The 19,101-nt window shown below is 32.1% G+C and carries 20 protein-coding genes; 2 read left to right on the forward strand and 18 right to left on the reverse strand.

Annotated elements, in window-relative coordinates:
* Window positions 1–338: 338 nt before the first annotated feature.
* The 17 genes from OZP06_RS07345 to OZP06_RS07425 form a co-directional block, all read right to left on the reverse strand.
* Complete coding sequence (locus OZP06_RS07345; RefSeq protein ID WP_281324425.1) at window positions 339–1,808, reverse strand: oligosaccharide flippase family protein; 1,470 nt, start codon at window positions 1,806–1,808, stop codon at window positions 339–341.
* Between the two features lie 98 nt (window positions 1,809–1,906).
* A complete protein-coding gene (locus OZP06_RS07350) occupies window positions 1,907–2,311 on the reverse strand; it encodes a GNAT family N-acetyltransferase (RefSeq protein ID WP_269224569.1) in 405 nt (134 codons plus the stop codon).
* Between the two features lie 375 nt (window positions 2,312–2,686).
* On the reverse strand, window positions 2,687–3,547 hold the full coding sequence (gene atpG, locus OZP06_RS07355) for an ATP synthase F1 subunit gamma (protein ID WP_269224303.1): 861 nt from the start codon (window positions 3,545–3,547) through the stop codon (window positions 2,687–2,689).
* 71 nt (window positions 3,548–3,618) lie between these two features.
* The gene (gene atpA, locus OZP06_RS07360) at window positions 3,619–5,196 is read right to left on the reverse strand and encodes a F0F1 ATP synthase subunit alpha (protein WP_077374826.1); all 1,578 of its coding nucleotides are present in this window, start codon (window positions 5,194–5,196) and stop codon (window positions 3,619–3,621) included.
* A 38-nt stretch (window positions 5,197–5,234) separates the two neighbouring features.
* A complete protein-coding gene (gene atpH / locus OZP06_RS07365) occupies window positions 5,235–5,768 on the reverse strand; it encodes an ATP synthase F1 subunit delta (protein ID WP_269224304.1) in 534 nt (177 codons plus the stop codon).
* 2 nt (window positions 5,769–5,770) lie between these two features.
* Window positions 5,771–6,271 (reverse strand): F0F1 ATP synthase subunit B, encoded by a 501-nt coding sequence (locus OZP06_RS07370; protein ID WP_269224305.1) that lies wholly within the window; start codon window positions 6,269–6,271, stop codon window positions 5,771–5,773.
* 131 nt (window positions 6,272–6,402) lie between these two features.
* Complete coding sequence (gene atpE / locus OZP06_RS07375; protein WP_185965906.1) at window positions 6,403–6,594, reverse strand: ATP synthase F0 subunit C; 192 nt, start codon at window positions 6,592–6,594, stop codon at window positions 6,403–6,405.
* 99 nt (window positions 6,595–6,693) lie between these two features.
* Window positions 6,694–7,848: a F0F1 ATP synthase subunit A gene (atpB, locus tag OZP06_RS07380; RefSeq protein WP_269224570.1), complete on the reverse strand. Its 1,155-nt coding sequence runs from the start codon at window positions 7,846–7,848 to the stop codon at window positions 6,694–6,696.
* A gap of 524 nt (window positions 7,849–8,372) precedes the next feature.
* Window positions 8,373–8,534 carry an AtpZ/AtpI family protein gene (locus OZP06_RS07385; RefSeq protein WP_281324513.1) on the reverse strand — a complete coding sequence of 54 codons (162 nt, stop codon included), beginning with the start codon at window positions 8,532–8,534 and terminating at the stop codon, window positions 8,373–8,375.
* A 58-nt stretch (window positions 8,535–8,592) separates the two neighbouring features.
* A complete protein-coding gene (locus OZP06_RS07390; RefSeq protein WP_269224306.1) occupies window positions 8,593–8,979 on the reverse strand; it encodes a polymer-forming cytoskeletal protein in 387 nt (128 codons plus the stop codon).
* 2 nt (window positions 8,980–8,981) lie between these two features.
* The gene (locus OZP06_RS07395; RefSeq protein ID WP_281324426.1) at window positions 8,982–11,603 is read right to left on the reverse strand and encodes a tetratricopeptide repeat protein; all 2,622 of its coding nucleotides are present in this window, start codon (window positions 11,601–11,603) and stop codon (window positions 8,982–8,984) included.
* An 87-nt stretch (window positions 11,604–11,690) separates the two neighbouring features.
* Window positions 11,691–12,386, reverse strand: a complete 696-nt coding sequence (locus OZP06_RS07400; protein WP_269224309.1) for an ABC transporter ATP-binding protein — start codon at window positions 12,384–12,386, stop codon at window positions 11,691–11,693.
* A 69-nt stretch (window positions 12,387–12,455) separates the two neighbouring features.
* Window positions 12,456–13,916, reverse strand: coding sequence for a DUF5687 family protein (locus tag OZP06_RS07405; RefSeq protein ID WP_269224310.1), 1,461 nt, complete (start codon window positions 13,914–13,916; stop codon window positions 12,456–12,458).
* Window positions 13,917–13,976: 60 nt separating this feature from the next.
* A complete protein-coding gene (locus OZP06_RS07410) occupies window positions 13,977–14,666 on the reverse strand; it encodes a hypothetical protein (protein WP_269224311.1) in 690 nt (229 codons plus the stop codon).
* A gap of 3 nt (window positions 14,667–14,669) precedes the next feature.
* A complete protein-coding gene (locus OZP06_RS07415) occupies window positions 14,670–15,341 on the reverse strand; it encodes a hypothetical protein (protein ID WP_269224312.1) in 672 nt (223 codons plus the stop codon).
* A gap of 7 nt (window positions 15,342–15,348) precedes the next feature.
* Window positions 15,349–16,020 carry a hypothetical protein gene (locus tag OZP06_RS07420; RefSeq protein WP_269224313.1) on the reverse strand — a complete coding sequence of 224 codons (672 nt, stop codon included), beginning with the start codon at window positions 16,018–16,020 and terminating at the stop codon, window positions 15,349–15,351.
* Between the two features lie 10 nt (window positions 16,021–16,030).
* Window positions 16,031–16,366, reverse strand: a complete 336-nt coding sequence (locus OZP06_RS07425; RefSeq protein WP_116796638.1) for a helix-turn-helix transcriptional regulator — start codon at window positions 16,364–16,366, stop codon at window positions 16,031–16,033.
* 151 nt (window positions 16,367–16,517) lie between these two features.
* Between OZP06_RS07425 and OZP06_RS07430 the strand changes: the two genes are divergently transcribed.
* Together OZP06_RS07430 and OZP06_RS07435 are read left to right on the forward strand one after the other, a co-directional pair.
* On the forward strand, window positions 16,518–17,570 hold the full coding sequence (locus OZP06_RS07430) for a ferredoxin--NADP reductase (protein ID WP_269224314.1): 1,053 nt from the start codon (window positions 16,518–16,520) through the stop codon (window positions 17,568–17,570).
* Window positions 17,571–17,672: 102 nt separating this feature from the next.
* Complete coding sequence (locus tag OZP06_RS07435; protein ID WP_269224315.1) at window positions 17,673–17,981, forward strand: hypothetical protein; 309 nt, start codon at window positions 17,673–17,675, stop codon at window positions 17,979–17,981.
* An 81-nt stretch (window positions 17,982–18,062) separates the two neighbouring features.
* On the opposite strand, the gene OZP06_RS07440 is transcribed toward OZP06_RS07435, so the two are convergent.
* Complete coding sequence (locus tag OZP06_RS07440) at window positions 18,063–19,076, reverse strand: glycosyltransferase family 9 protein (RefSeq protein ID WP_281324427.1); 1,014 nt, start codon at window positions 19,074–19,076, stop codon at window positions 18,063–18,065.
* Window positions 19,077–19,101: the final 25 nt, after the last annotated feature.

The following is a 19,101-nucleotide window of genomic DNA, read 5'->3' on the forward strand; positions in this document are numbered from 1 at the left end:
ATCAATAAACAAAATATTACATAAATCTTTGCTCATTTTTTATACAAGATCCAAATTAAATTCTGGTCTTTAAGTACTATTGTGACTCGAAATGTAATAAAAACGAAATGGATTAACCTAATGTCTACAATATCATCAAAAGATGTATTTCGCCCCGATAGAATTTGGCCATTTCGTTTTGCTTATCAATTGTTGTATTTCAAAGATACATTTCATATTTTTAACATAGTCAAAGATATGAGCCCTGATAGAAGCGGCATCTCCCGCTTTAGAAAAACAAGGCTTTTTTGCCGTAGTTTTTCTAAAGTGGGAATACAGCGGATAGCAGGATTAAGCTCCTAATTTTTAGTTGGACGTTTTAAAATTCGTAAAAGTGTTTCTTTTTCATTGTAATATATAAAGCCCATAAATACTGCCAAAAGTGCAATTCCGATATAATAATTCTCTCTAAAAATGTAAAAGGAAATACATGAAAAACCAATAGATAATCCTAAATAACCTCCTATTTTCTTCTTGTCATACGGTATGGGATAGTATTTATTTCCGAGATAATACGATATAAACATCATACTCCCATAAGCCGAAATGGTAGCAATCGCAGAACCATAATAACTGTATTTTGGAATCAATAAATAGTTCAAAATTAAGGTTACTAATGCTCCAACAATTGAAATATAAGCACCTACATATGTTTTGTCGATAAGTTTATACCAAACTGAAAGGTTCGTGTAAATTCCGAGAAAAAAATTAGCTAAAATAATCAACGGAACGACTTTCATTGCTTCCCAATAAGCAGCATTTGGGATCATAATTTGTTTCAAAAGATCAGCAAATACGATTACTGACAATAAAATAAAAGAACCGAAAATGACAAAATATTTGGTCACCGTTGCATACGTTTGTGGTGCATTATCATTCGAAGCATGACTAAAAAAGAAAGGTTCGATTCCTAAAGTGTAAGCGGTTCTAAACAACACCATGAAAAGTCCTAACTTATAACAAGCGGAGTACACTCCAACTTGTTCTGCGGCGATATTGGCAGGCAGCAGTTTTCCTAAAAGGATTTTGTCAAACTGTTCGTTTATGGCAAAAGCAATGCCGGCAACCATAATAGGCAAACCGTATTGCATCATTCGTTTCCAGAGCTCGTAATCAAATTTCCATTTGATTGTAAAGTAATCAGGAAATAGCACCACAAAAGTTAGGAAACTAGCAATAATATTGGCCAGAAAAATATATCCTATCTGAAAATTATCAATATAAACGGAACTTAAAAAACTATCGGGTTGCGAAACCGAAATGCTTGGCAAATACAACAGAAAAAAAAGATTGAAAGATAGATTAACTAAAACATTTCCAATTTTGATTAAAGCATAAAACTTTGGTCTTTGATTGGCACGCAATTTAGAAAAAGGTACGATCACTAAAGCATCCAATGCTAAAATCCAAATAGAAAAGGTTATGTATTGTGTATCAACTCCAGACCAATGCGCTAATGAATTGCGAAATAACAAGGCTATAAAGACAAAAAGAATAGTGGACCAAAAAATAGAAACAATTGTTGTTTCTACTACACTATCTTTGTTTTTTTCAGAATTATAAAATCTAAAGAAAGCGGTTTCCATCCCGTAAGCCAGAATCACATTGAAAAAAATCATCCAAGCAAATATTATGGATACCTTTCCATACTCTGCTTGAGGCAATAATCCCGTGTAAAGTGGTACCAGCAAAAAGCTGAACATTCTAGGTATTACTGTGGCAAGTCCGTATATGGCAGTTTGTTGAAAAAGCTTTTTGTATAATCCCAAAATTATTTATTTGTTAAATATTATAAAAACAAAAATAACCAATTCTTTGGTTATTTTTTGTGTTTTGTGGTTGAATAAAGTTTCAAAAAAAATAATTCCTAAGTTAATCCCTCCTCATTAATCATTTTTAGAAAATGGAAACCTTTTGGCACATATCCTTGATTGTAATAAAAACGGTGTGCTGTGAAATTTCCGGTAAAAGCATCCAAAACAATTGCTGTACAACCTTCTGCACGGGCTTTAGTGTCAATATAATCCGTCATCATTTTGCCAATCCCTTTAGAACGGTGTTCCGAATGAACAATAAAATTGTCTATTTCAATATATTTACCAGTCCACAACTTAACGGCTGTCCAAAAACCGGATAATCCAACACAAATATCGCCATCAAAAACAGCTACTTGTTTATAATTATGAGGTACCATTTGTTGTAGATAGGATTCATATTTTTCCAAAGTGAGATTAGGGTACAAATGTTGCATTGTCTCAATTTGAGCAAGCATTTCAGTAACGGTGGAAAATTCGACTATATTCAATTGAACAATGTTTAGAAATAAAATACAAAAATACTGAAAAAGAAATAATTCAAAGAATAAAGAAATTTAATTGAAATATCACTAAAAGTGGGTATTGCACAAACCCGTTTTATTGCAGATATTTGTAAAATAAAATTTAGATAAGGGGTTAATAAAGCTAATCGGTCCCCACAAAACAGAGCATGGTCAAAGCTAAGTTTCGCCAATAAAAAACAGAGCCAGGGTAAAGCTAAGAATCTCCCTTAAATACAGAGCTAAGGACTATAAAGCTATTTGTTCCTATAAAACAAAGCATAAAAAAAGAGCCAAATGGCTCTTTTTTCTTTTTTATGCATTTTAAAATTATCCTTTCAAAGCCTCTGCTCCACCAACAATTTCAAGAATCTCATTGGTAATCGCAGCTTGACGAGCTTTATTATAAGTCAATTTTAATTGATCTCTTAAGTCAGTTGCATTGTCTGTTGCTTTGTGCATTGCAGTCATACGTGCTCCATGCTCAGAAGCAAATGAATCACGAATCCCTTTATACAATTGTGTTTTCAAAGCTTTTGGAATCAAAGTCAAAACAATTTCGTCCTTTGCAGGCTCGAAAATATAATCTCCTGTTGAAACTGGTTTATCAGATTGAATAGGTGCTAATGGTAAAAACTGCTCCGTTTGTACAATTTGAGTAGCTGCATTTTTAAACTGATTGTAAACCAATTCAATTCTATCATATTCACCTGTAACAAATTTTTGTGTTAATGTTTCTGCAATAGCAGCCACATTATCAAAAGTAAGATGATCAAAAATTGAACTTTGATTGTCTATAACACTCAATGTTTTAGACAAAATATCATTTCCTTTTTTACCGATTGCAAAAATATCAACTTGCTTACCAGCATAATATTCAGAACGATTTTTAGCTTCCTTAATTACATTGGTATTAAAAGCACCACATAAACCTCTATTAGAAGTAATGGCAACAATTAAAACTTTTTTTACTTCACGCTGTGTTGTAAATTCTCCACCAACATCACCATCTAGCGAAGCAGAAAGATTTTGTAATAATTCCGTTAATTTTTCGGCATAAGGGCGCATTGCTGTGATCGCATCTTGTGCTTTCTTTAGCTTTGCTGCAGAAACCATTTTCATTGCCGATGTAATTTGCATCGTAGATGAAATGGAAGTAATTCTATTACGGATTTCCTTTAAATTTGCCATTTTATTTATAGTGAAAAGTGAGTTGTGAAAAGTAAATAGTCAAAACCATTCACTTTTCACTATTCACTAGATTAGTTATATTTCGCTGAAATTTCTTTTGCAACAGTTTCCAATACATCTGTAATTTCATCTGTTAATTTTCCTGCTTTCAAAGCATCAAGAGTGGCTCTATGTTTGTTGTTTAAGAATTCCAAGAAATCTTTCTCAAATTCTTTAACTTTATTTACAGGAACATTTCTCAATAAGTTTTTAGATCCAGCATAGATAATGGCAACTTGGTCTTCAACAGTATAAGGATCATTCAACCCTTGTTTCAAGATTTCAACGTTTCTTTTTCCTTTTTCAATTACGTTCAACGTAACCGCATCAAGATCAGAACCAAATTTTGCAAACGCTTCCAATTCACGGAATTGTGCTTGATCCAGTTTCAAAGTACCTGCTACTTTTTTCATTGATTTAATTTGAGCATTACCCCCAACACGAGATACAGAAATACCTACGTTAATAGCTGGACGAACCCCAGAGTTAAACAAATCTCCATCCAAGAAAATTTGACCATCTGTAATCGAAATTACGTTTGTTGGGATATATGCAGAAACGTCACCAGCTTGTGTTTCGATAATTGGCAATGCAGTCAATGAACCTCCACCTTTTACGATTCCTTTTAAAGAATCCGGCAAATCATTCATGTCTTTTGCAATTCCATCATCAGCAATCACTTTACAAGCACGCTCTAATAAACGACTGTGTAAGTAGAAAACGTCTCCAGGATATGCTTCACGTCCCGGTGGTCTTCTTAATAAAAGAGAAACCTCACGGTAAGCAACAGCTTGTTTAGATAAATCATCATAAACAATTAAAGCTGGACGACCTGAATCTCTAAAATATTCTCCAATAGCCGCACCTGCGAAAGGAGCGTAAACTTGCATCGGAGCTGGATCAGAAGCATTTGCAGCTACGATCACAGTATAAGCCATTGCTCCTTTTTCTTCTAACATTTTTGCAATTCCTGCAACAGTAGAAGCTTTTTGACCAATCGCAACATATATACAAAATACTGGTTTCCCAGCATCATAAAATTCTTTTTGATTTAAGATGGTATCGATACAAACAGTAGATTTACCTGTTTGACGGTCACCAATAACCAACTCACGTTGTCCACGACCAACTGGGATCATCGCATCAACTGCTTTTACTCCTGTTTGTAATGGTTCAGTAACGGGTTGACGGAAGATAACTCCAGGAGCTTTTCTTTCTAATGGCATTTCGAATAATTCACCACCGATCGGTCCTTTTCCATCAATTGGAAAACCAAGCGTGTTCACTACACGTCCTACCATTCCTTCACCTGTTTTAAGGGAAGCAATACGTTGTGTTCTTTTTGCAGTAGATCCTTCTTTGATTCCTGTTGAAGGTCCTAAAAGTACCACCCCAACATTGTCTTGTTCAAGATTCAAAACGATAGCTTCTAATCCGTTTTCGAATTCAACTAATTCACCATATTGAACATTTGAAAGCCCATAAATAAGAGCAATACCATCTCCAACTTGAAGTACCGTTCCTACTTCCTCTAGCGTAGCACCAGATTCAAAACCTTCTACTTGCTTTCTTAATATTGCTGATATTTCAGCAGGTTTAATTTCCGCCATCTTAATTTATAATTTAGACACTTTTATGTGTAATAAAACTAATTACTTAACTCTCTCTTTAATATTTGTAATCTGTTGGCAACAGAAGCATTATACTGCTGATCGCCTATTCTTAAAATAAATCCACCAATAATAGAAGGATCTACGGTATTTTCAATTGTGATTTTCTTATCGGATAATGTTGCTATTTTAGCCAAAACTTTAGCTTCAAGTGCTGCATCCATAGCAATTGCTGTAGTTACTTTTGCTACTTCAACATTATTCATGATATCAAATAATTTGCTATACTCTGCAGCGATAATATCTAGGATTTCGAACCTTTTGTTTTCAAACAACAAATGAAGTAATCCTTTAGTAACATTATCAACAGTAGCAAAAACCTCTAAAAGTGCTTTCTCTTTCACTTCTACTTTAATGGTTGGGTTTTGAATAAAAGTACTCAACTCCTCATTTCCTTTAATCGTTGAAGCAATAGATTTCATGTCATTATTCACAGCTTCAGATGTTCCTTTTGAATTGGATAAATCTAAAATTGCGGTTGCATAACGAATTGCTGCTCTAGTACTTGCCATGATTAATTCAATTTTACGTCACCTAACAATTTCTCAACCAATTTAGTTTGAGCTTCTTTGTTAGATAGTTCATCTTTTAATAATTTTTCAGCAATGCTAAGAGATAATGTAGAAACATGTAATTTTAATTCAGCCATAGCTGCATTTTTTTCACTTTCAATAGCCGCTTTAGCTTGCTCGATCATTTTTTGCCCTTGAGCTTGAGCTTCAGTTTTAGCATCGTCAACCATTTTGTCTTTCATTTCACGAGCATCTTTAAGCATGTTGTCACGCTCTAATCTTGCTTCTTGTAAAATACGTTGGTTGTCTGCTTGCAAATTTTGCATTTCTTTTCTAGCATTTTCAGCAGAAAGCAAAGCGTTTTTAATTCCTTCTTCTCTATCATTAACTGCATCAAGAATAGGTTTCCAAGCAAATTTTTTCAATAAGATTATTAATCCGATAAATATTAATACTTGCCAGAAGAACAAACCCAACTCAAACTGATTTATTAACTTTTCCATTTTTTATAAATTGTATATAATGTAAATTGTATTTTAAAAAATAAAATTTAATCTGTTTAATATAATTTTCAACATTTAATTAAAACAATAGTTACAACCAACCGTTGCAACTATTGTTTTTTTAGTTTTAATTAAGATGCGAATAACGCAGCAAAACCAATACCTTCAATAAGTGCAGCTGCAATAAGCATTGCAGTTTGGATTTTTCCAGAAGCTTCTGGTTGACGAGCAATAGCGTCCATTGCTGAACCACCAATTCTACCAATACCTAAACCTGCTCCGATAACGATCAATCCTGCTCCTACGATTTGTGGAATTTCCATAATATATATAATTAAAAATTAAACATTCTTTTTGAATTTAGAGATTAGAATTTAGAGATTAGAAGTGATTTCTAATTTCTGAATTCTAATTTCTAACTTTTAATGATGAGCTTCCTCATGGTGATGTTCTTCTACTGCACTACCAAAGTACAAAGCAGATAACATCGTGAAAATATACGCTTGTAAAAAAGCAACTAATATCTCAAGAATAGAAAGTGCAAATGATAAACCAAAAGACAAACTACTTCCTAACCAACTTTTGAAAATGAACATTAAACCAATAATACTCATCAATACAATATGTCCTGCAAAAATGTTTGCATACAAACGTATCATTAATGAGAATGGTTTAATAAAAACTCCTAACAATTCAATTGGAGCCAAAACAAGACGCATCACTTTTGGCACACCTGGCATCCAGAAAATGTGACCCCAATAGTTTTTATTAGCCGTAAAATTGGTAATTAAAAAAGTAAGAATAGCTAATGAAAAAGTAATGGTAAGATTTCCAGTTACATTGATACCAAAAGGCATCAAACCAAAAATATTCAAGAACAATATAAAGAAAAAGATAGTCAATAAATAACTCATGTATTTCTTATAATGTTTCTCTCCAATATTTGGGATTGCAATTTCGTCACGAACGTATAATACAATTGGTTCAAAAATACGACCAATACCAGAAGCAATTCCATTATTTTTAGCATATGATTTTGCCAAACTTGTGAAAATCACAAACATCAAAATTGCTGCAAGAAAAATGGAGAAAACTGTTTTTGTGATTGATAAATCCAAAGGACGAACATTTGTTGGAAAACCTGTTTTTTCATCTTCAGTTATAGTTCCAGCAGCATCCGTTTTGTAAATTTTTCCGTCATGGTGGTTTAACTTATAGAAATTACCATTTGATTCAGCAACCGCTTCTCCGTGTTCGAATTTTGAAGAAGAAAATATTTGAAATCCATTATCCCAAAGAATAATAGGCAATGCAAAACCATAATGCACTCCTGTTTCATCGTCTTGTGCAAAAGAAAATTCGTGAGAATCTAAAACGTGGTGCTTAATAAATGCTTTTACTTTAGATTTAACATCTGTAGGTTCGGCATGAGCTTCATGGCTTTCTGATGTGGCTCCGTGTGTAACTTCAGTTTGAACAGTTGTAGTATCCTTTTCAGGATTTGCCATACTAGTAAAAGGAAGACATATAACGAAAGTCGCTATAATAAATCTAAGTGCTTTGTTGGAAATCACCATATCTCTTAAATATCTTTTTTTTAACGATTCTAAAATTTGGTGCAAAGGTACATTTTTTATTAATACTCAAAAGCATATAAAAGTATTTTTTTGAGAATTTGATTTACTGAAGTGTTGATTATTGCTTTTCATTTACTAAGCGTATCGTGAAAAGGGTCTCAATTGCTAAAAAGACAATAAACAGTATGAAAAAATTTATTCTTTCTATTGAATTATCCGACTTTGGTAATTGCAATAAGGGTCTTAAAATCAGATAACAAAAAACCATCTTAATACTGGTTACTAGAAGAAATGACATTCCAACATTGTCAAAACTTCTTTCTTTAATTAGTAATAAAATCTTAAAAATAATCGCCGATAATATAAAAAAAAACAAATAAAGCGTTTCTAAAGAATAGTGAAATGTTACTTGGTTGAGATCAAAACAGAAGAAAACAATTTTATGAATAGTATAAAATAGGAGCGAAATACCCATTAATGTTAGAAATGGGAACAACTTTTTAAGGTTCATTATACTTTTGGTTTTATTGATTTTTATTGATTTCGTTAACTTGTCTTATCACATTGTACAGCGCCAAAAAAACACCGACCATCACCATTATTTTTACATAATATACTTTGGTGCTAGGATGATTTTCATCTATCCAATTTCCCAAATAGGCAAACAAGAAAATAATCACCCCCATTTGAATAGGTATGTTAATCAATGACAACCATTTATTGTAGTTGTTTTTTTTTGGATTATTATTCGACGGCACTTGTTGTTTCTTTACTTTTTTTGGAAAACATAACACAGGATGCATTAAAAATAGCTCCAGGCTCTACTGACAATTTACCAATAACAACTTCGCCTATAATACTAGCCGTTTCTTTTATGTTTAAAGTGTCTTCTACTTGAATTTTGCCTTCAAACGTACCTTCTATATCTGCATTATTACAAATGATATCTCCTTTTACACTTCCTGCTGGTCCAATTACCAGTTTACCATTGGATGTAAAATTCCCTATTAGTTCTCCATCCAATCTAAAATCGGCAGGGGAAATAATATCTCCATGTAATGTAGTTCCTTCGACAATTCTATTGGTTTTTCCTAAAACGTCTGTTAACATTTTTGGTTTTTTATCAAACATAATTATGATTTATTTAGTGAAAGATAGGCTTCAAGATTTTTCTTGATTTGTACTATTTTATAATTCTCATTTGAAATAACTATTCCAGGTTGGGCAATTTTAAATTTTCCGTTTTCAGCAAAAAGGGCTGCTACAAATAAGGCATACGATTCTGAATGTATTCCATGAATAGATATAAAACTTTCTTTTTCAGTATATAAATCACAGGTGTAATTTAACTTTTCTACATTTTCATTTGCAAAAAACAAGGCCAACTTACTTTCTATAGCTGCACTGCTTTTTTCATCATTTTTGTCTATTTTAAATAGTACCCTCCAATTTTTAGAATCAGTCTTAGTGAAATTCAACTGTTCCAAAAGCGGAATTTGGGTTTTAATAATTTCTAAGGCCTCTTTTCCCTCATTGCTTGTGGCGTAATTATCTGCAACATATTGAATTGCTTTTTTGTAAGCTTCAAGTCCATAAAGTTTACCAATAGCATTTGCTTTTAGCAATTCGAATTTTGGAATTATTGGTTCACCTGCAAAATGATTAATCAAACCGTCTACTTTTTCTAAAACTGAAGTGAAATATTCCTGTTGAAACAATCGATATAAATTTTCATATTCACCAACTGGAGTATCATTTGCACTTCCATCTAAAGGAGCAGTATTGGTAATAATCTGTACATATCTTGAGTTTGGATATTGACTTATGATTTCAGATTTTAAAGATTCTGCTTGAGATGGGTTTGTAATTTGATAAATTTTATATAGATTATATTTTGTTGGAAGAATAAATTTTTCATCAGGTTGATACACCAATAATTGTTCTAATCTTGTGGCTGCTAAATTGTATTCTTTGAATTTTTCTTTATATGCAACACCTAATTGATAATAGATTTCATTTCTTTCTTTACTAATGCTATCAATTGCTGCTGCTGTCTTAGGTAATTGTTTTAAATAATAATCGGTGGTGTATTTTTCATTCACCTCTTCAACAACTACTGGTTTGTCTTTAGTCTCTGTTAAAGTTCCTGTTTCTATTGTATTTTGATTTTGTGTTGTTCCTGATGCAAACCTCCAATAGCCATTTTGAGCTCTGTTGCCCCACATTTTTTTAAATTCTAATTTTCCAAAAGCAACTGTATTTGGATTGTAAAAATAGAATACAACATTCGTAGCAGATGTATTTGAATTTGCAGCTGGTGTAAAAACTGGAACATTTTCTTTTTGTCCATTTGAATCCACAATTGCCTCTTTTGGCATATTACCACCAGCATTTAAGGCAATATTATTGTCAATTTTCTTTTGTTTTTCATCCACTATTTTTTTAAGCTCATCACTGCTTTTAAGCTTTTGGATGTAATCCTCATAATAAACTATTTGCTCAGGCTCTTTTAATTGGGCAACATAAATAATACTATCATTTCGTTTTGCAATAGCTTCATTAAGTATAACTTCATCTAAATTTTTTCTGGTTTTTAAAATCTGAAGATATTCTCTAGATTTAGGATCCAACAGTTCTAAACATTTATCATAATTTTTGGCTGCATTTACATATTCTGTGTGTTTGAAATATAAATTTCCAATATTTCGATAATTGGATGCATTCAAATAAGGATCAGTCGATTTGGTATCCAAAGAAGCTTTGTAAAAGTCTAATGCTAATTTTTTCTGTTCGTTATTGTCATAAAAAATTCCAATGCTGTGATTGATTACATCCAAATAGGGACGATTTTCTCTATCCTCTATTATCTTTTTAGATTTTTTTACAAATTCATCATATTCTAAACCTTTGTAATTATTGAGTTTTGCTTTTTTGGCATAAGCCTGAATTACAAACTTTCTTTCAGCCTTTCTATTCATATCAATAACGGTTTGATAAAAATAAATGGCGCTATCTTTTTGACCTGCTTCTTCATATAACTGTCCTAATAAAAAAGAATAACGCTCTCTTTCCTCATGAACTTTAGTATATGCATTGGCCAATTTTAGTTTTACGACAGCACTATCTTTTTCTTCAATATTTAAAAAAGCTGCTGCTAAAATTGCATTTGCATTTGCGAAATCTTGTTTACCAAGTTCATTGTCTTTGATGAGTTTTGAAGTATTTTTGATGGCGATCGCATCATTTCCAAGCCGAACATTGGTTTTTTCACGCCAAATTTTAGCATCATATATATTGCTGCTATTAGGGTATTTATATAAAATATAATTGAATGCGTCTAATGCAGGGATAAATCTTTGATCATAATATCTGGCTTTTCCAAGTAGCAAATATGCCTCGTCTATTTGATAATTCTTTTCGCGACCATCAATATTCATGGAGTGTTTCTGAATGGCTTTGGTAGCTTTGGTTTCGGCAAGTTCAAAATCAACATTTTTGGGCTTTCCTTCTACTGGCACATCATCATTAATTTGCATTTTTTCTACAGGCAAACGCTTCCAAAAATTTTCGGTAGTATTATCGTTTATGCCCTTTACACCTTTGTCTAAGGCAATTTGACCATTATACAATATATTGAGTTTAGTACTAAGGGCATGGGAATTTCTGGACACAAAAGTATCTTTCTTGGTAGAACAAGCTATCAAGAAAGACAAAAATAGTACTGAAAAAAAATATTTTGATGTGTTACTATTCAAAGGTAAACGTTTAGTTCATTAAACTTTTAAAAAAGTATTTTAGTATAATGACTGGTAAAAATACGTTTCTTTTTGAAATATATAAATTTAAACCGCAAAAAACAATTCCAATTCCTGAAGTGTTTCTTTTGAAGTCTGAATGTCTTTGACCACTTCTCCTTTATTGAGTGCCACAATTCGATTACAAACTTCAACAGTATGCAGTAAATCGTGACTTGAAACGAGTACTGTTACGTTAGGATTCTCGGCCAAATCTTTAATGATTTTTTTAAGTCTGTTTACTGTAGTTGGATCTAAATTTGCAAATGGTTCGTCTAAAATAATAACTTCAGGATTGCCTATCAAAGTGGCAATAATACCTACTTTCTTTTGGTTTCCTTTGGATAAATCACGCAAATACTTTTTGTTTTTTAGAATTTCGCCATTGAAAAACCCTTCGTGTTGCGCCAATAAAGCGTCTACATCAGCTTTGTTTTGTCCTCTTAAATCTCCAATGAAATAGAAGTATTCTTCGGGAGTTAAATAACCAATCAGGAAACTCTCATCTAAAAATGAAGTCGTAAAAGGTTTCCAATCTTCACTAGTATTTACCTGGATTTCATTATTTATAATATTTCCAGTTGTTGGCTGGATCAAATCCAATAGCAAACTAAAAAAAGTGGTTTTTCCTGCTCCGTTATTTCCTACCAGTCCAAAACTTTGCCCTTTTGGAATGGCTAATGATTCTATATGTAATACCGAAGTATCATTGTATTTTTTGGAAAGAGTATTTACTTGTATCATGAACTGTAATATTTTAGAATTAAGATTTTAAATTGAAAACCTGCAATTATACCTATTTTTGATTGGAGTTTATTTTTGTTTATAAGCCGCAATGGTAGCGTATTTTTCTTTTTTATATGTTTTTTCAATAAATACAAAAACTTTGTTTTTAAGGGCTAAACCCAAAATACCTACAATAGCAACAAAAGCTAATCCTAAATTTGCATTCATTATATAAGTACCCAACCAATACAATAGCACTGGCAAAATTAACTGCGGAATAGTGATAAGCATTGTTTTGACATTAAATGCTTTTTTGTCTCCAAAAGCACCTTTGCCTGAACTTAAATCAATTGGAGTTTTGGTAAAAGCGCCTCCTAATAAAACTAATAAGGAATTGACTCCAATATTATAAATTGCACCAACCACAATCGTTAAATATATTTGCCAACCAAAGTATAAATAAAAAGAAGCTAGAATTGTTGAAATGACGGTGCCAATAATCATCAACCACCATTTAGAATTCAAATAGCCTCGATACGGAATATTTTGCGTCATCATTAATTGATAATACGCGCTATCCCAACTCGGTACAAACTGACCAAATGTGATCAAAAATCCACCTGAAACAAATATTCCGGCAAAAATTCGCATCACCTCGGGTTGATGAGAATTACTATTGAAAAAGATTAAACCATAAAATAAAAACATAATACTCAAACCAATAGTAGTTTTAGAACGTTTATTTCTTTTGATTAATTTAATGTCGTTTTTCAAAAAGGTCCCTAGAGTTCCAAATTGATTCAACCAAGTTAACTGTTCTGTTTTGGCAATATCATTTTTAACTGTTAATCCAGCGTCTAGATACAAATCACCTTTCAGAAAATTATACGTCCAATAATACAATCCTATCATTACTAAAACAGGAAGCGCAAAAACCCATTTGGTGTGAAATAATGCTTCAAAAAAGGGATAGGTATAGAGCGTAATATCAAATAATTTGTAATATTGGCAACCAGCCAAAATCAAAGCTATCGTAATAAAAATGCCCAATAAGTTGTCTTTGTTATTCAATAAAATATTTAGAAAATTATTTGCATATATAATTGAATAGAGTCCAATCAACCAAAGCAACACACTAATTACATCATAACCTTCGTAAATCAAAACCGCACAAAAAGGCAGAAAGAAAAAAGCGTGAATCAGATTAAAATAAGATAAAACGGTTTTCCACAAAGAGAAATGTACAATAGTAGGCCTTTTAAAAGGCAAAGACAAAAGCGGACGTATGTTCATTACCGGAATCGCTTGCAGCATCAATCGAGCAATCAAATCCATTACAAAATAATAAAGTAAGAACTTGTTCACCGTTACCAAAGGATCTAATTTCATTTCCCTTAGAATATAAAAAGCGCCAATCCCAATAGCTAAAAAAAGCACAATAAAATAAAGGGCTAAAAATCCCATTAGAATTTTTAACGCCAAATTTGAAGCGAAGGAAGCAGATCTCGTAAAAGATTTCCATTCGAGATAAATAAATTTTGCAAACATGGTTTTTTGGTTTGGTTTTGGTAGTTAGTAGTTTGGGGTAGGAAAATGTTACGATTGATGCTAAGAATATTCTGGATACGTTTTGGCTAAATCTTCAGCAACTCTCTTTGGAATTATATTTATCTGAATAAAAATAAGCAGTCCAACTAAAACAAATGCAATTTCTCCAAGAATTAAACTCCAATCATAAAATTCAATTTTATCCCTAAAAGTATTGAAAATATTAATAATCGCTGAAGGCAATAAAAACAACAAAAGACTAACCCTGTTGAGCATAATTTCTTCAAAAAGCCATTTCTTTCCAGTTTCCTTTCCTTTCTTCTTAAAATCGTATCGTTTTTTAAATGTAAAAAATCCAGAAACTAATAAAAAAGAAACGACAACAGTTGGAAAAATATTTGGGTTGGCAACCAAATGTATTATAGTATGTAATCCAATAAATAATGCCATGGTTAATATAATTTTGGGCAAGCTGAAAAATTCTTTGTAGTAACTCCAGATAAGGCGAGTGTATTTTTTATTCAAAAACTTTTGTCTTTCCTCGACCACATCCATAAAACCAAAAACCCCAAATTTCTTGAATTCTTTGTTCAGGATTTCATCAAAGGTGCATTTTGGATTTCTTTCCAATTCCTGTTCTATCGCATTTGCCAAATGATCCACTAATTCAGATTGCAAATCATACCATTCTACATAATGCTGACGAGTGAAAGTATATAATTGTTGGATTTGTTGGGTTTTGAGTTTCATAGATTAGGACAATTTTAATTTTTTTACAAATTGTAAATGTTGGTAGGCTAACCCTATACAAAAAAGGGAATACACAAATAAAAAAGATAACAATAAAATAAAGAACAGACTAGTCCCGAAATCCCAAATACTTAATTTTATAGGAATAAACCCTAATCCATAAAAAAATAAAAAAATAAAGAAAACAGTAGAGTTTTTATTGAAATAAAGGCTGAAAGAAGTCTTTATGTTTGATTTGAAAATTAAAAATTTAAAAATGATTATTGAAAGTGAAATAGCAAAACACATTGTTTTAAAAATCTGAACTAAAAGGGTATAATCAAATTTATTTTGTTTCCCATTAAAAAAATAAGCAAAAAAAACTGTTGGAAAAAGTGCAATTAATAGTGCCTTTAATTGTAACTGTTTAGTCGTCCTGACCCATTTGTCCAAAACAATTTTGGGAGAAGAATTAATTAGCCCAACCCAATGGGAGGAAGTAGGTCTTAATTGTTCTGTCCAGTTTTCAAAAACTTCACGACAAGCCACTTCAAAAGAAACTCCATGAAAAGTTATTTTTTCTTCTACCGCAGAAGCAATATGATCTGTTAGTTCCAATTTAATATCATCATATTGAATTCCGTTTAAAACTAAAGTTTCTTCTATTTGAGCGATTTGTTGGGAAGTTAATTTCATAACTAAATTATGTATGTTGATATTGTTTTTTGATGTCCGAAACAACTTTATTTGTTAAATGCTTACCTGTAACTAGTAGTAATACTCCCAATACCCATAGAAAACATAAAGGGAGCAAATACAAATGATTTTCTTGAAAAGTTTCTTTAAAATTATTAACAAACAAAAGAACGAATTGAGTAATAATTATGGAACTATTATTGATTATTTTTGTCATTTCAATTGATAAAAATCTTTCTCCATTTATCTTTCTATACCGAAGCCAATTAAGTAATAAAACTACAGAAGCCCCAAGTAATATTCCAAATAAAATTTTTATGTACAATAAAATATTCTCAAAATAAAACGATACTCGATACACTAAAATGACTGACAAAAAACTCATAATGATTTTAGGGAATTTCAAATATTCCGCAACCATAAACCATTGTTGCTTTTTATATTCTTTTCTTAAAATGGTTGTGCGCTCTTCTTCCACTTCCTTAAAATAGTCTTTTCCAAAACGTTGTTCTGCTCTATATTTTACTTGATGAAAAGTAAGCTCCTCATCTTCCTCCCAAATTTCTTCCATAATGGAAACAAAATGATCCGTCAGTTCTACTTGGAGTTCATACCATTTTATGTCAAATGATTGAATGTAATTAGAGATATAGTCTATTTGTTCTGCTGTTAATTTCATATCTATAAAATTAAAATTCAAGTTTTGGGTTCACTAAACTCTGCATGTTTCGGATAAAATCTTCCAATTCGGATAGTCGGTTTACGGTTTCGGTAGTGCCTTTTTCTGTTAGTTTATAATATTTTCGTAGTCTATTGTCTACTTTTTCAATTTCAACATCCAATATACCTTCGGCTTCCAATTTGTGCAGAGCAGGATACAATGCCCCTTCGGTAATCTGCAATTCACCTTGAGTAATTGCTTTTACTTTTTGGGTAATTTCATAGCCATACATCTTGCCATTTTCTTCCAGCAATTTCATAATAATGGTATTGAGACTGCCTTTATACAACTGTGAATTTTTCATTTTTCGGTCGTTACGAAGTACCTAATGTTCTTCTATTCTCCTACAAATATACATAAGATTCTTATACATAATTAAATTAGGTATAAAAAATTTCAAACTGTATCATTTAAGGAAAGTAATACGTTTAGTATCTTTGTAAAAAAATATTCCTATGCCATCCTTTCTAAAATTAATAGTAAAAGAAGTAAAACGCGAAACCAAAGACGCCGTTTCGATACTTTTTAATGTACCCGAAGAATTGAAATCCAATTATACTTTTATTGCTGGTCAATACATAAATTTACGTTTGACACTAGACAATCAAGAAATTCGTCGTGCGTATTCTATTTGTTCGACTCCTGGAAGTGGGGAATTACGAATTGCAGTAAAAGCGGTAAAAGACGGTGCTTTCTCTCAATTTGCCAATAGCAAACTAAAAGCAGGTGATGTTCTTGAAGTAGGAAAACCAGAAGGGAAATTTACTTTTGAACCCGAAAACGATCGTCAAAAAAACTATATTGCTTTTGTTGCAGGGAGTGGAATTACACCTGTTTTATCGATTTTGAAATCGGTTTTGAAAAGCGAACCTAAAAGTTCTTTTGTGTTGGTTTATGGAAACAAATCTCCAGAAGAAACTATTTTTCACCAAGAATTACATGATTTGCAATTGCAATATGTAGGTCGTTTGTTTGTGCATTATGTGTACAGTCAGGCTAATGTTGAAAATGCATTGTTTGGTCGAATTGATAAATCAACAGTAAATTATGCCTTGAATACCAAGCATTCTACATTGGAGTTTGACAAATTCTATTTGTGTGGTCCAGAAGAAATGATCAATACGGTTTCTAGTGTTTTGAAAGAAAAAAACGTAAAAGAATCAGCAATAAAATTTGAATTATTTACAACTTCAACACAAGAAAATACCATCAAAGAATCGTTAAGCGGTCATTCCAAAATCACCGTTATGGTAGATGATGAAGAAACGACTTTTGAAATGTCTCAAAAACAAAGCATTCTAGATGCGGCTCTAAAACAAGGAATTGATGCGCCTTATTCTTGCCAAGGCGGAATATGCAGCAGTTGCTTGGCCAGAGTTACCGAAGGTACTGCCGAAATGAAGAAAAATTCTATCCTTACCGACAGTGAAATTGCCGAAGGTTTAATACTAACTTGTCAAGCACATCCTACCTCTGCCACTATTCGTGTAGATTATGATGATGTTTAAAAAATAGTGTTCAGTGTTCCATTTTTTAGTAATCAGTTGCTGTTTGTAAATTTGAAATTCAACTATTGTTATTGAAATTGATTTTTGATATTGCCATTACTTATGAAATCAACTCGAGAAATTTTTAAAAGTAACCCTTCCCTACTTGATGAGCCCGAAGTGGCAAAGCTATTGGAATATTGTGAGCAATTACAGGATGAGATCGTTGAATTCAAATTTGAAAAAACCAATAACAAAGAGCTAGCCATGCTCGATATGCTTAAAGAAGTCATAAAAGGTTGCAATGCTATCGAAAAAGAACAAGCAGAACACGAACGTTTTGGATATGAAGCGCCCAATTACCAAGAAACCATTTCAAATTTGAAACGCTACATTTATGGTAGATGTAAGGATGAAAAGATTTATTTGTAAAAAAAAGTCTAAAAATAAAATTCCAAATTCCAATTGTGTCAAATTGGAATTTGGAATTTTTTTATTGAAATTTTAGAACTCTTACTCTGAAAGCTTTGTTTGAATACTTGAAACAATATCTTCTACCTTAATCGTCCGCATTGCATCTTCATACTCCTCCACTTTTTTATTACCATACACCGATGTGGGTAATTTTGGATATAAATTTCTATCCGATACCAAAGCATTTTCTAAAAGCTGATTGAATGGTGAAAAACCAGCATACGGATGAGTTGCACCCCACAGTGTGATGACTTTTACACCCAACATTGCGGCAATATGAGCATTTCCAGAATCCATAGAAAGCATCACATCCAGATTACTGATGAGTTGTAACTCTTGGGTAAACTTGATTTTTCCAGCCATATTAATGACATTCTGTTTGCCTGAACTTAGTGAATTCAAAGTTTCAATTTCTTTCTTCCCTCCACCAAAAAGCAAAATAGTATTATTTGAATCTAATGACAAAGTGTTTATTACTTCTTGTATTAAATCCAAAGGATAAACTTTAGACTCGTATTGTGCAAAAGGAGCAATTCCAATTAAATTTTGATGTGAAGTACCAATTATATTCAGAATATCAGAATCTAAAATGGCTTTTGGAGGAAATATTGGGTTATCCAAATTCACCTGAAAACCGAGTTGTTCAAACACCTTTGTGTGTCTTTCGAACATGGTAGTCAATGGTTTGAAAACTTTATTTTCAGATTGGGTCAAGGCTTTTTTCTCGGCTCTTCCTTTATCAACCGAAGCTGTTTTTTTTCCGCTCAAGGCGAAAAGTGTTTTCACGATTTTGGAACGCAAAACATTGTGCAAATCAGCAAAAGCGTCGATATCCAACGCTCTTAAATCTTGAAACAATTTGATTAAACCAAGGAATCCTTTGTGTCTTTCTTTTTCATCGAAAGCAAAAAAGGAAAGATTGGGAATCCCATCAAAAAAAGGTTTGAAAAAAGGTCTAGAAACGACCGTGATTTTTACTTCGGGATACTGATTTACAAAAGCACGTAAAACAGGAACCGTCATGGCGACATCTCCCATTGCGGAAAGTCTCATGACGGCTATATGCTTAATTTTTGGG

This window comes from Flavobacterium sp. IMCC34518 (assembly GCF_027111095.2).
GTDB lineage: Bacteria > Bacteroidota > Bacteroidia > Flavobacteriales > Flavobacteriaceae > Flavobacterium > Flavobacterium praedii.

Bases quoted from the DNA above. Each gene is read 5' to 3' on its own strand.
- OZP06_RS07400 (WP_269224309.1), bottom strand. From the start codon at position 12,386: ATGATACAAGTAAATACTCTTTCCAAAAAATACAATGATACTTCGGTA.
- atpH (WP_269224304.1), bottom strand. From the start codon at position 5,768: ATGGCAAGTACTAGAGCAGCAATTCGTTATGCAACCGCAATTTTAGAT.
- OZP06_RS07390 (WP_269224306.1), bottom strand. From the start codon at position 8,979: ATGTTTGATAAAAAACCAAAAATGTTAACAGACGTTTTAGGAAAAACC.
- atpG (WP_269224303.1), bottom strand. From the start codon at position 3,547: ATGGCAAATTTAAAGGAAATCCGTAATAGAATTACTTCCATTTCATCT.
- OZP06_RS07430 (WP_269224314.1), top strand. From the start codon at position 16,518: ATGCCATCCTTTCTAAAATTAATAGTAAAAGAAGTAAAACGCGAAACC.
- OZP06_RS07435 (WP_269224315.1), top strand. From the start codon at position 17,673: ATGAAATCAACTCGAGAAATTTTTAAAAGTAACCCTTCCCTACTTGAT.
- OZP06_RS07420 (WP_269224313.1), bottom strand. From the start codon at position 16,020: ATGAAATTAACAGCAGAACAAATAGACTATATCTCTAATTACATTCAA.
- OZP06_RS07425 (WP_116796638.1), bottom strand. From the start codon at position 16,366: ATGAAAAATTCACAGTTGTATAAAGGCAGTCTCAATACCATTATTATG.
- OZP06_RS07385 (WP_281324513.1), bottom strand. From the start codon at position 8,534: ATGGGGGTGATTATTTTCTTGTTTGCCTATTTGGGAAATTGGATAGAT.
- OZP06_RS07440 (WP_281324427.1), bottom strand. From the start codon at position 19,076: ATGAGACTTTCCGCAATGGGAGATGTCGCCATGACGGTTCCTGTTTTA.
- atpA (WP_077374826.1), bottom strand. From the start codon at position 5,196: ATGGCGGAAATTAAACCTGCTGAAATATCAGCAATATTAAGAAAGCAA.
- atpE (WP_185965906.1), bottom strand. From the start codon at position 6,594: ATGGAAATTCCACAAATCGTAGGAGCAGGATTGATCGTTATCGGAGCA.
- OZP06_RS07410 (WP_269224311.1), bottom strand. From the start codon at position 14,666: ATGAAACTCAAAACCCAACAAATCCAACAATTATATACTTTCACTCGT.
- atpB (WP_269224570.1), bottom strand. From the start codon at position 7,848: ATGGTGATTTCCAACAAAGCACTTAGATTTATTATAGCGACTTTCGTT.
- OZP06_RS07415 (WP_269224312.1), bottom strand. From the start codon at position 15,341: ATGAAATTAACTTCCCAACAAATCGCTCAAATAGAAGAAACTTTAGTT.
- OZP06_RS07405 (WP_269224310.1), bottom strand. From the start codon at position 13,916: ATGTTTGCAAAATTTATTTATCTCGAATGGAAATCTTTTACGAGATCT.
- OZP06_RS07370 (WP_269224305.1), bottom strand. From the start codon at position 6,271: ATGGAAAAGTTAATAAATCAGTTTGAGTTGGGTTTGTTCTTCTGGCAA.
- OZP06_RS07350 (WP_269224569.1), bottom strand. From the start codon at position 2,311: ATGCTTGCTCAAATTGAGACAATGCAACATTTGTACCCTAATCTCACT.